The organism is Streptomyces sp. NPDC037290 (assembly GCF_055603245.1).
In genome coordinates, this window is record NZ_JBVJVZ010000008.1 from 95671 (window position 1) to 107675 (window position 12005).

Annotated in this window: 12 protein-coding genes; 9 read left to right on the forward strand and 3 right to left on the reverse strand. The window is 72.8% G+C overall.

The features are described 5' to 3' along the window. Positions 1-140: 140 nt before the first annotated feature. The 3 genes from ACZ7HQ_RS26625 (at position 141) to ACZ7HQ_RS26635 (ending at position 3878) form a co-directional block, all read left to right on the forward strand. Positions 141-797, forward strand: a complete 657-nt coding sequence (locus tag ACZ7HQ_RS26625; RefSeq protein WP_470994654.1) for a maltokinase N-terminal cap-like domain-containing protein — start codon at positions 141-143, stop codon at positions 795-797. A gap of 225 nt (positions 798-1022) precedes the next feature. After that, a complete protein-coding gene (locus ACZ7HQ_RS26630) occupies positions 1023-2879 on the forward strand; it encodes a M1 family metallopeptidase (RefSeq protein ID WP_470994657.1) in 1857 nt (618 codons plus the stop codon). A gap of 171 nt (positions 2880-3050) precedes the next feature. Further along, on the forward strand, positions 3051-3878 hold the full coding sequence (locus tag ACZ7HQ_RS26635) for a lysozyme (protein WP_470994660.1): 828 nt from the start codon (positions 3051-3053) through the stop codon (positions 3876-3878). Between the two features lie 7 nt (positions 3879-3885). On the opposite strand, the gene ACZ7HQ_RS26640 is transcribed toward ACZ7HQ_RS26635, so the two are convergent. Further along, complete coding sequence (locus ACZ7HQ_RS26640; protein ID WP_470994662.1) at positions 3886-4521, reverse strand: LysE family transporter; 636 nt, start codon at positions 4519-4521, stop codon at positions 3886-3888. Between the two features lie 296 nt (positions 4522-4817). Here ACZ7HQ_RS26640 and ACZ7HQ_RS26645 point away from each other — a divergent pair, with 296 nt between their 5' ends. From ACZ7HQ_RS26645 to ACZ7HQ_RS26670, 6 genes are all read left to right on the forward strand, one after another. After that, positions 4818-5993, forward strand: coding sequence for a PP2C family protein-serine/threonine phosphatase (locus tag ACZ7HQ_RS26645; RefSeq protein ID WP_470994665.1), 1176 nt, complete (start codon positions 4818-4820; stop codon positions 5991-5993). Positions 5994-6091: 98 nt separating this feature from the next. Beyond that, entirely contained in the window at positions 6092-6622 is a 531-nt protein-coding gene (locus tag ACZ7HQ_RS26650) for a PadR family transcriptional regulator (RefSeq protein ID WP_470994668.1), read from the forward strand. A gap of 96 nt (positions 6623-6718) precedes the next feature. Next, positions 6719-7894 carry a DUF2306 domain-containing protein gene (locus ACZ7HQ_RS26655; protein WP_470994671.1) on the forward strand — a complete coding sequence of 392 codons (1176 nt, stop codon included), beginning with the start codon at positions 6719-6721 and terminating at the stop codon, positions 7892-7894. Positions 7895-8004: 110 nt separating this feature from the next. Then, a complete protein-coding gene (locus ACZ7HQ_RS26660; protein WP_470994673.1) occupies positions 8005-8916 on the forward strand; it encodes a hypothetical protein in 912 nt (303 codons plus the stop codon). Positions 8917-8953: 37 nt separating this feature from the next. Continuing rightward, positions 8954-9508 (forward strand): molybdenum cofactor biosysynthesis protein, encoded by a 555-nt coding sequence (locus ACZ7HQ_RS26665; RefSeq protein ID WP_470994676.1) that lies wholly within the window; start codon positions 8954-8956, stop codon positions 9506-9508. Positions 9509-9539: 31 nt separating this feature from the next. Beyond that, complete coding sequence (locus ACZ7HQ_RS26670) at positions 9540-10334, forward strand: SDR family NAD(P)-dependent oxidoreductase (RefSeq protein WP_470994679.1); 795 nt, start codon at positions 9540-9542, stop codon at positions 10332-10334. Between the two features lie 247 nt (positions 10335-10581). Here ACZ7HQ_RS26670 and ACZ7HQ_RS26675 read toward each other — a convergent pair whose 3' ends face one another. Both ACZ7HQ_RS26675 and ACZ7HQ_RS26680 read right to left on the reverse strand, forming a co-directional pair. After that, on the reverse strand, positions 10582-11127 hold the full coding sequence (locus ACZ7HQ_RS26675) for a hypothetical protein (RefSeq protein ID WP_470994682.1): 546 nt from the start codon (positions 11125-11127) through the stop codon (positions 10582-10584). Between the two features lie 74 nt (positions 11128-11201). Continuing rightward, positions 11202-11981, reverse strand: a complete 780-nt coding sequence (locus ACZ7HQ_RS26680) for an NAD(P)-binding domain-containing protein (protein WP_470994685.1) — start codon at positions 11979-11981, stop codon at positions 11202-11204. Positions 11982-12005 lie beyond the last annotated feature (24 nt).

The window sequence follows — 12005 nt, forward strand, 5'->3', positions numbered from 1 at the left end:
GAAGCCGGACGGCGGCATGAACTGCCCGGCCTCCGGACCGTGTTGACCCCGGCGTCGGCCCGGGCGGGCGGATGACCTGCGGCAACGGTGTGCGAAGCTGCGGGGGTCGGCTTTCGTACGAAGACAAGGGAGCGGCCGGGATGGCCATCATCCACCACACCACCCTCAAGCCCACGAAGCTGGAGCTGCTCACCGACTGGCTGCCCACCCGGCCCTGGTACCGCGGCGGCCCGGACACCCCGGTGCTGACCAAGTCCGGCGGTTTCCGGCTGGACGACCCCGAGGGCGAGGTCGGCATCGAGTTCATGGTGGCCACGGACACCTCCACGCCTGAACCGACCGCCTATCTGGCCCCGTTGACCTACCGGGGCGCACCGCTGGAGGGCGCGGAGCACGGGCTGGTGGGCACGGTGGAACACGGTGTGCTGGGCAGGCGCTGGGTGTACGACGGATGCCACGACCCGGTGCTGGTCGCCGAGTTGCTGTCGCTGATGCAGGGCAGGGCACAGGCGCACGCCCAGAGCGTCGACGGCGCCCTCGACCCCGAGGTGGTCCACTCCTTCACCGGCGCCCCCGTCGTCCTGGACGGATTCGCCCCCGAGCCGGCCGACGACCGGGAGGGCACCCGTCTGCGCACACCGCACGGCACGGTGCTGCAGGTGCATCGCGTGCTGAACCCCGTTCCCGAGAACCCGCCGCGGTGTCCCGAGGGCGCGATCGGCCATGTCGGGCGCGGCTGGCAGGACCCGCAGGGCGGTGAGCGGGCGGCGGTCTTCGTGACGCTGCGCACCGCCTGACCGGCGTCGCCGTCCGGCTCACTGGTTGACCGTGTCACCCTTCTGGCATGGACCGGTCAAATCTGTCACTCTTTTCGGCAGCCCGCGCCTGACCCCTGTCAGTGCGCGGCGCACCGCTCGGTGCAGCGATCGCGCAAGCCCCGTCCGCGGCCGTCCCGGCGTACCCCAGCCGGCCGGCGGCCATCGAGCAGGCCGGGAATCCCGGCCGCCGCAAAGGAGTAGCGTGTGAGATCGACCCCCCACAAGGCCCTCGGCGCCGGTGCGCTCACCGTCGCCGCGGTCGCCGCCCTCGTGCTCCCCGGCACGTCCGCCGCAGCCCGCCCGGCCGCGGCACCAGCCGCCTGCACTCCGGCGCAGGTCGTCGGCAACGGCGGCTTCGAGAGCGGGACCTCGCCCTGGTCGACGTCCTCCTCCAGCGTCATCACCAGCCGTTCGGGTGAGGCCGCCCACGCCGGCAGCACCTACGCCTGGCTGGACGGAGTCGGCAGCACCCATACGGACACCCTCAGCCAGAGCGTCACGATCCCGGCGGGGTGCGACGCGGCCACCCTCACCTTCTGGCTGCACATCGACACCACCGAGACGACCTCGTCCACCGCGTACGACAAGCTCACGGCCAAGATCGGCAGCACCACGCTGGCCACCTACTCGAACCTCGACAAGAACACCGGCTATGTGCAGAAGTCCCTCGACGTGTCGGCGTACGCCGGGCAGACCGTCAGCCTCTCCTTCACGGGGACCGAGGACTCCAGCCTCCAGACGAGCTTCGTGCTCGACGACATCGCCCTCGACACCTCCGGCGGCACCGCGCCACCGCCGGGCGACTCCACCCGCACCCCGGCCGCGCCCTCGTACACCGTGAACCTCAGCAGTGACACCAGCGGCACCGTCTGGACCGGGCACGAGAACGTGACCTTCACCAACGCCTCGGCCACCGCGCTGAACGAGGTCTACCTGAGGCTGTGGGACAACTACCACGGCACCTGCGACGCCATGCCGATCCGCGTCAGCAACGTCACCGGCGGCACCGCGGGCGTGCCCTCCGTCGCCTGCACCGCCCTCAAGATCGACCTCCCGGCGCCGCTCGGCCAGGGCCAGAGCGCCACCATCGGCTTCGACCTCGGCATCACCGTGCCCAGCGGCGCCGACCGCTTCGGCCACGACGGGGCCTACAGCTTCATCGGCAACGCCCTGCCCGTCCTCGCGGTCCGCGACAGCGCCGGCTGGCACCTCGACCCGTACACCGACAACGGCGAGTCGTTCTACTCGCTGGCCGCCGACTTCAAGGTGACCCTCGACCACCCCAGCAGCCTGCTGGTCCCGGCCACAGGCACCTCCACCGACACCCCCGGCTCCAGCGGCCGTACCGTCACGACGGCGACGGCGTCCAAGGTCCGTGACTTCGCCTGGGCCGCCGGGCCCTTCACCAGGATCTCCGGCACCTCGCCGGCCGGCGTCGCGGTGAACGTCTACTCCGTCTCGGGCATCAGCTCCTCCAGCGCCCAGTCCATGCTCAGCACCGCGAAGACCGCAGTGGACGCCCACGCGGCCCGCTTCGGCGCCTACCCCTACGGCGAGCTGGACGCCGTGATCGACAACAACTACTGGTTCGGCGGAATGGAGTACCCCGGCTTCGTCCTGGACGTGGTCAGCACCACCGCCCTCACCCACGAGATCGGCCACCAGTGGTGGTACGGCATCGTCGGCGACGACGAGTACAACAGCCCCTGGCTGGACGAGGCGTTCACCGACTACGCCACCGACCTCGCCCTCGGCAAGACCGGCACCGGCTGCTGGAACAGCGTCTCCTGGGCCTCCGGCGCCGAGAAGATCACCAACTCCATGGCCTACTGGGACGCGCACTCCTCCCGCTATTCCACCGTCGTCTACGGCTACGGCAAGTGCGCCCTGCACGACCTGCGCCGCGTCCTCGGTGACACCGCCATGACCAAGCTGATGAAGGACTACGCGACCGCGCACTGGTACGGCGTGTCGACCACGGCCGAGTTCAAGGCCGCCGCCCAGGCCGCCACGAGCACCGACCTCACCTCCTTCTGGACCCAGCACCGCATCGACGGCTGAGCCCGGCGAGGGCCGGTCGCGGGAGGCGCCCCGGACGACTCCCGCGACCGGCCCGTACGCCGCCGGGCGCCACCCGAACGGACCAAACGCGGCCCGGGATGCCTCCGTTGGGCGGTGTCGGAAGTGCGCCGCGGCCCGACTACGGGTCAGATGGTGTTCGTGCGAAGCTCCATGTCCCTCCCTCGCAGCCGCTCACGCCTCGCTGTCACCGGCGTCCTGACCGGCCTCCTCCTCTCCCTGCCCGGACCCGCGGCGCAGTCCGCGTCGGCCCCGGTCGTCCCCCCGCGCGGCAGCGCGTACATGGGCATGGGCGTCCTCGCCCACGACGGACGCGCGGGCGGCCCCGACGCCACGCCCGCTCCCGCCGGCGCGAGCCAGGTCGAAGGGGTCGACGTATCCAGCTACCAGGGAAACGTCGACTGGACGACGCTGTGGAAGGACGGCGCCAAGTGGGCGTACACGAAGGCCACCGAGGGCACGTCCTACACCAACCCCTACTTCACCCAGCAGTACACCGGCTCCTACAACGTGGGCATGGTCCGCGGTGCGTATCACTTCGCCACCCCGGACACGTCCGGGGGCGCCGCCCAGGCCGACTACTTCCTGGCCCACGGCGGCGGCTGGTCGAAGGACGGCAAGACCCTGCCCGGCGTGCTCGACATCGAGTGGAATCCCTACGGCGGCTCCTGCTACGGCAAGTCCAAGAGCGCCATGGTCAGCTGGATCCGCGACTTCGTGAACCGCTACAAGTCCCGCACCGGCCGGGACGCGGTCATCTACACGGCCACCAGCTGGTGGACCGAGTGCACCGGGAACTACTCCGGCTTCGGCGCGACCAACCCGTTGTGGATCGCCCGCTACGCCTCGACCGCCGGGACCCTGCCGGCGGGATGGCCGTACCACACGATGTGGCAGTACACCTCGTCCGGCAAGACCGTCGGGGACCGGGACCGCTTCAACGGCACCCTGGACCGGCTGAAGGCCCTCGCGACCGGCTGACACCGCGCTAGGAAGCGTGCGTGAAGAGCATGCGGAGGGCGAGTGCGGTCATCACCGCGCTGGACGCCAGGGCCGTGCAGAGCCGCCCACGGCTGCCGGTCAGGAGGCGGCCGAGCAGGGCTCCGCCGCCGGCCAGGAGCAGCTGCCAGCTCGCGGATGCCGCGAAGGCGGCCACGACGAACAGGGCCTGTTCCAGGGGACCCGGTCGCTCCGAGGTCTGACTGCCCAGCACGAGCGCGGCGAAGTAGATCACGGTGACGGGGTTCATCATCGTGATGCCCCACAGCCCGAGGAAGGCCCGCGCGGGACGGGGAGGAGCCGCCTCGGTGCTCGCGGCCGTCCGCGGCTCGCGGTGGTGGGCGAGCGCCTGTGCCGCGCCGCGGAAGGCCAGGACGACGAGCACCGAGCCGGCGATCCAGCGCAGGGGATGCGTGACCGGTTCGAGGGCGTGCGCCAGCGCGGAGCCTCCGAGCACGGCGACCAACGCGTAGAGGCCGTCCGCGGCCGCGACCCCCAGCGCGGCGCACGCGCCGATCCTCAACGAGGTCCGCGCGGTCAACGCCACCAGATACGTCCCGACGGCCCCCACGGGCACGGCGATGCCGTACCCCGCGAGGAGCCCCGCGACCAGCGCCGCGGTCATGCGGGGACGGGAGCGGGCCTCCGCGATCGCCCGGCCCGCTGCTGTCGGCCGCGCACCGGTCGGTCGGCGGCGGTCGGCGGCAGGAGGGCGGTCAGCGAGGTCATGGGCCGATCCTGGCGGCCGTACGGCCGCCCCGACAACCCCTTTTCTGCCGCGCCGGTGGCCGTCCGCGGGATCGCTGCCGGCACGTCACCTCGCCCCGCAGGGGCGCCTCGGCTGGCGGAACCCGGACTGCGTGGTGCGGCGAGCCTTGTGAGACTGCTGGCAGGACGACCGACGCGGCGGGTGGTGACCAGGTGACGGCAGAGCTGGGCGGTGCACCGCTGGAGGAGTTCCTCGCCGACCCCGCCCACTGCACCCTGGACCTGGCGACCGCCGTCGCCCAGTGCGCCAAGTCGCTGGGGCTGCGGCACGCCGTGGTCTACCTCGCCGACCTGCAACAGCGTCACCTCGTGCCGCTCACCGACGTGGCCGCGAGGCTGCCCGTCGACGCCTCGCTCGCCGGCTGGTGCTATCGCACCCAGTCCCTGCGCGTGGAGGAGTCCGACCGGGACGGGATGACGGCCTGGATCCCGCTGCTGGACGGCGCGGAGCGGCTCGGCGTCCTGGCCGTCCACGCCCACTCGCTCACCGCGACGGCGTTGCGGCAGAGCCGGGCCCTGGCCGCCCTGCTGGCGATGATGATCACCTCCAAGCGGGCCTACAAGGACACGTTCGTACGGCGGACGCGCACCGAACCCATGCACCTGCCCGCCGAGATGCTGCGGGCCTTCCTGCCGCCGCGCACCATCGGCAACCGGTACGTGGTCTCCACCGCCGTCCTCGAACCCGCCTACGACATCGGCGGCGACGCCTTCGACCACTCCCTCACCACCAGTGCCCTGCACGCGGTCGTCCTGGACGCGATGGGGCACGACCTCGCCTCGGGGCTGACCAGCGCGGTGGCCCTCGCGGCATGCCGCAACGCCCGGCGCACCGACGCCGATCTGCGGTCCCTCGTGGACTCCGTGGACGAGGCGATCAGCCGTTGGCTGCCGGAGCGGTTCTGCACCGGGATCCTGGCCCAGCTCGACTTCGCCACCGGCATCCTCCAATGGAGCAACTGCGGCCATCCCGCGCCGCTCCTGATCCGCGACCAGCGGCTGGTCGCGGACGCGCTGGTCCGTGAGGCGGACCCGCCCATGGGGCTGCGCAACCTGCTCACCGCACGGGAGCGCCGCGTGCACGAGGCGCGGCTCCAGCCCGGCGACCGGGTCCTGCTCTACACCGACGGGGTCACCGAGGCCCGGATGGCCGACGGGCGGCTGCTCGGCCTGGAACGGTTCGCCGACTACGTCATCCGGGCCAGCGCCACCGGCGAGATCGCGCCGGAGACGCTCAGACGCCTGATCCACTCGCTGCTGGACTCCGAGGACAGCCGGCTCCGCGACGACGCCACGATCCTGATGTTCGAGTGGCGCCCGGACGGCTGAGCCCGTCGTCCCAGCCGTACGGCTCGGTACGCGTGGCGGGACGGCGTCGGCCGCACCCACGACCCGTGCCACGCCCGGATCACGGTACGGTCGGCGCCATGGCTGACGTTCGGCTGACCACCTCCTCCTTCCTCGTCCTCGGCATCATCGACACACTCGGCGAGGCCAGCGCGTACGACGTGAAGGTGGAGGCGGCCCGCACCGTCGCCCCGTTCTGGTCGGTGCCGCACGCGCAGGTGTACGCCCAGTGCGACCGGCTGCTCGCCGCCGGGCTGCTGGCCCAGGTGCGGCAGGAGAGCGGACGGGGCCGCCGGGTGCTGGCGTTGACCGACCGCGGTCGTCAGGCCCTGCGCGACTGGCTCGCCGACCCCGGGTTCGTCCCCGTCGAGGCCCGCGAACGCGGCATCCTGAAGCTCTGGTTCGGGGCCCGCCCGGACCGTATCGCCCCGGCCCAACTCGCCGAGCACCGGCGCACGTTGGGGGCGTACGAGGAACTGGCCGACAGCGTCGGCGACGTGCTGGCCCCCGGTCAGCGGGAGGCGCTGGAGTTCGGCATCCGGTACGAGCGGATGATGACCGAGTTCTGGGACTGGGTACGGCGCCGGGACGAGCGGGCGCCGGAGCGTTGACCTCGCCGCCGGCCCGCTCTACCGTCGGTAACCCCACGATAGTCCAGAAGAGACCATGGGGGCCGTGACCGAGCCGGTGAGGGACAGGGGGACGCCGTGCGTCCATGGACGAGCAGCACCTGGCGGCGAGCCGCCGGGGTGACCGTGACGGCCGTGTGCCTCTGGTACGCGCCCTTTGCGATGACCGAACTGTGGTCCTACGCCCGCCCCGGCGCGCCGGCTCCCGGGAAGTGGCTGCTGGCCCACACCGTCTCGCCGCACTACGTCGCCGACGCGCTGGCGACCCGGGTCGCCCCGTACCGGCACAGCCTGGTCCCGATGATCGTGCACTCCGTCCTCGGTGGACTGCTCATGCTGCTCGGACCCGCGCAGCTGCTGACGGCCAACCGCCGGCGCACGCGCCCGCACCGCGTGCTGGGCATCCTGTTCGCCGTCACCGTCTACGCGTCGATGGCGGGCGCCGGCCTCTATCTCGCCCGCACCGCGCCGCGGGACGCCTTCAGCGGCGCGGCCTTCTGGATCGTCCTCGCCACGATCCTCGTGGGCACGGTCCTCAGCGTCACCTTCGGCATCCTCGCGGCCGTCGGCGGCTTCCCCGACCTCCACCAGCGCTGGATGCTGCTGTGCTACGGATACCTGCTGACCGCGCCGCTGCTGCGGCTGGAGTGGGGCGCCCTTCCGGCGGTGCTGCCCGGGCTGCCGATGACCGAGGTCAACCGGGTGGCGATCATGCACCTGGGCTCCCTCGTCGTGTTCGGCGCGCTGCTCGCGTCGCGCGCCCGGGATCCCCGGGACTCCGTCGGGGGCCTCGGCCGGTCCTGGGCCCCGCTGCCCGTGACCGCCACCGCCCACCTGGCCGCAGCGGCGGGCCTGGTCTGGATCGCGCGCGCCCTGACGGCGTACGGCACGGCGGGGAACCGCCTCCTGGCCGCCTACCTCGTGCCCTACGCCGTGGCGTACGCGGTGATGGCAGCCGGTGCCCGGCGGGCCGCCCGCGCGAACCGGGTCTGGGCGCGCGAGGAGTGGCGGATCCACCTGACGGGCCTCTGCCTGGCACCCGCGCTCTCGGCCGGCGCCGTCGCGGTCTTCGAGCACAGCACGGGGCTCGGCCGGTTCACCGCGCTCACCGCCGGTGTCGCCGTCGGCTGCGGGCTCACCGCCTTCGGCGCCACCCTCGTGGTGAGCCTGCGTCTGATGTACGCCCGCGAGATCCGCACACGCGGCCTCCGCACCCCGCTGCCCGCGCCCCGGGCGACCACCGCGGTGCCGTGACGTGACCGTGCCTATGGCGCCGGTCCCGTGTCTTCGCGCCGCCCGCTCGCGCCTTCACCCCGTTCGCCGGAACGGGGACCCGCCGCCTCCCCGGAAACGGAACCCCAGCCATGGTCCAGCCGACCGATCCGACCGGCCCCGCCGCAGAGTCCCTCCCGGAGCCCCCGCCCGGCCGACCCCTCTCACCCGGAATGGCGCTGCTGGCCGTGGTCGTCGCGGTGATCAGTCTGCTCGTCGGTACGGTCCTCACGGTCGTGGCGCTGACCGGGCACGTCCTCGGGGCCTGGCCGTCACCGGATCCGCTCGGCCCGGGACTCCTCGGGGCCGCGATGCTGGGGACCGTGCCCGCGCTCTTCGCGCTCGGCCGTGCGACGACGTGGCAGGAGGCCCGTACGCTCGTCCTGCCGGTCGTCGTGGTCCTGGCCGGTCTCTTCACGGTCAGTCTGCTCAACGCGGGCCGGCTGTACCTCGCCCGCGGCGGCCCGATCCTCTCCGTGCTGTTCAGCCTCGGCTGGCTGTGCACGCTCGGCCTGCTGTGCGTGGCGGCGGTGATCTGCCTGGCGGGGCAGGCCTCCACCCGGTCCGCACCGGCCGCCCCGCGCACCGCGCCCCTGCCGGCCTGGGCCAAGCCGCCGCTCGCCGTCCTCGGTTCCTCCTGGCTGGGCATCGGTACCGGACTGCTCGTACGGCCCGGCTTCTGGGCCGATTTCGTGCCCTGGCCCACCAACCGCGTGGACGCACAGGCACTCGGCGTCTGGGCCCTGGCCCTCGGCGTGGGCGTCCTCGGCTCCCTCGCCGAGGACGACCTGGACCGTACGCGCCCCGCCCTGCTGTCCCTGCCCGGCACCGCCCTGGCCCTCACGGTCGTCCTGGCCGCCCGCGCGCCCCACGTCGACTGGGCGTCCGGGCCCGGCCTGAGCCTGGTCGCCATGGTGGCCGGTCTGCTCGCGGCCGGGGCGAGCGGACGGCTGCTCGTCAGGGGGCGCACGGGGCCGGGCGAGGCGATGCGGAACACCGGCTGAGCGCGGGCGCGTGCCACCGCAGCCGTAGGCTCGTTGGGTGCCCCAGGTCGAAATCCTCCAGCTGCTGATCTCCCCGGTGCACCGGCTCGCGGGCCGACCGGGCGACGGGACGCCCGAGCTGCCGCCCGGCGAACTGGTGACCACCGCCCAGGTGCGCGCCGGGCTGGGTCTCGTCGGCGACCGGTACTTCAACAAGCCCGCCCACCGCAACGCCTCACTCACCCTGATGGCCGTCGAACGGCTTCCGCGAGCGGCGCCCCGCGCGGCGGACCTGCTCCGCACCCGGCGCAACGTCCTGCTGCGCGGTGTCGACATCGACGCCTACGTCGGCGCGACCGTCTTCCTCGACTGCGGCACCGGCCCCGTGGAACTCGCGGTGCACAGCGCGGCCCGGCCCTGCGCCTGGATGGACACCACCCTCGGCCCCGGCGCCCAGCGTGCGCTGCGCGGCGGCGGGGGAGTGCGCTGCCGGCCGCTGACCGACGGCGTCCTCACCGTGGGCCCGGCCCTGTTCGGCGTACGGGAGCCGGCCCCCGCCGCGGCCCCCGGCGCCGCTCGCACGAGCCCGCCGCGGCGGAACCGCCTACCGTGAGGAGAAGGGGCCGAACCGGACAAGGACTGCCATGGACCTGCAGCTCAAGGACAAGGTCGCCGTCGTCACGGGAGCGAGCAAGGGCATCGGCCTCGCCATCGCCGACGCCTTCGCCCGTGAGGGAGTACACGTCGTCGCCGGCAGCCGGAGCATCACTCCCGAACTCGAAGCACTGCACGAGGGGTACGGGGTCACCGCGGTCCCGGTCGACCTGGCCGCCGCAGAGGGGCCGCAAGCGCTCGTCCGGCAGACGGTCGACCGGTACGGCAGGCTCGACATCCTGGTCAACAACCTGGGCGCCGCGACGCCCCGTCCGAGCTTCCTGGACATCGACGACGCGGAATGGCAGCGGATCTTCGACCTGACCCTGTTCAGCGCGGTCCGCACCAGCCGAGCGGCGCTGCCCCACCTGCTGGCCGCGGACGGGGCAGCCATCGTCAACATCAGCTCCATCAACGCACGCCTGCCCTTCCCCGCGGTCGTGGACTACTCCGCGGCGAAGGCCGGGCTGACCAGCCTGACCAAGGCGCTGTCCGAGGAGTTCGCACCGCGCGGCGTCCGGGTCAACGCGATCGCCCCCGGACCGGTGCGCACTCCCTTCTGGACCGCGCCGGGAGGCTTCGCCGATGCCATGGCGGCGCAGGCCGGCACCAGCGCGCGGGAAGCCATCGATGTCGTCGTGCCGCAGAGCATGGGCATCTCCACGGGGCGGGTCACCGAAGCGCACGAAGTCGCCGATCTGGCTCTCTTCCTCGCCTCACCGCTCGCCGGCAACATCACGGGAGCGGAGTTCACCATCGACGGCGGCCAGGTCAAGACGGTGTGAACGTCGGCTCCGTAGCAGCCGGCCGCCAGCAGCACGACGCAGACCCCGGCGGTGAGCAGTCCGCCGGCGAGGAACGTGCCGCGCACGCCGGCGAGCGGCAGCACCCGTGCCCCGACCGCAGCGCCCGCCGCGATACCGGCGTTGTACAAGCCGGAGTTCGCCGCGAGTGCGAGGTCCGTGCGGCCCGGCGCGCAGTGCGGCATCTCGCTCTGGGTGGCCATGAACACCGGCCCGAGCGCACCGCCCGTCAGCACGAGGAACACCACCGCCGCCACGGGGTCGGTGCCGGCCGCGTACAGGCCGAGCATGCCTGCGGGGCGACGGCTGTGGTCAGCGTGGAGTGCGGAAAGCGGTCCGGGAGCGCCCCGGTGAGGCTCACCCCGGCCAGACACGCCGCGCCGAAGGCCACGAACAGGACACCGACCGCGCTCGGTGAGAAGCCGCTCACGTCGCCCAGGAACTTCACGAGGTACGTGCATCCCGCGAACGCCCCGGTGGCGGACAGGGTCCCGGCTGCCAGCACCGTCCTGAACCGCCGGGTGCCGGGCCGGGCTCCGTGGGCGGCGGGCCCTTTCTCCGGGGGCGTGGCCGGGAGCAGCACGGCGATCGTGACGAGCGAGACGAGCCCCAGAGCCGCCGGCAGGGCCAGTAGGACGTGGCCAGCGCCGCGGGGACGCTGGATACGACGAGCCCGGTCCGCGGTGTTGCACGTGAAGGCGGCCAGCGTCAGGGCCGTCAGCACCGCCGACCTGTGCCGGGGGACCGGTCGCACCTGCTCGGCGGCACCGTACATGCACCTACCTCACCGGCCCCGCCGCAATCGAGTTCCCGTGACTGCCCCGCCGAGGCCGGGAAGCGCCGCTGCCGCTACCGCAGATCGGCGAGGAGGCCGTCGAGGGCCTTCTTGAGCGCTTCGGAGTTGGCCGGGTCGAACCACGTGGTGCGGATGCGTTCGTTGTTCCCGTTCGGGGTCTCGTGGTCTGCGGCGAGTTGGTGCAGGGAGCGGGTCTCATCGCCCAGGGCACGGCCGACGCCCTGGAAGAGACTGCGGACATAGCGGTCGGCGTCGTCGGGGGCGATGCCCTGGCCGGCGGCCCACGAGGTGAGCGTGGCCAGATACGTGTAATGGGTGGTCAATGTTCCCGTCAGCGCGGAGAAGACGTCGAAGGCCGCCTCGTCCGCCACGGGGAGCGCTCCACCCATCTGCTCGAAGAGGGAGTCCACCGCCGGGTACGACGGGTACACCACCGTGACCGAGCGGCGTTCGCGTATGGCGGGCAGGGGGATGGCCCGGACCAGCGGCGCGTCGGTGCCGAGCAGCCGGCGCAGGTCGTCGTTGCCGACGCCGGCCATCACGTTGACCACGATCTTGTCGTCGTCCACCCTCAGGCCGGCCAGCGCATCGTGCCTGTCCTGGCGGCGCACGGCAATGATCACCAGCTCCGAGCGGTCCACCACCTCCTGGTTGTCGGCGCACACCTGTACGCCCTCGTAACGTTCGGCCAGCTCAGCGGCCGTGCGGGCGCCCCGCGGGGAGAGGAGGACCTCAGGAGACGTGCCGCCCCCGTGACGCAGACCCGTAACGATGGCCCGGCCGATCTCGCCGACTCCGATGATGCCGATGCGCTTCACTGTGTCTGCCTCCATGGGATGTGGTGATGGTGGACCCTC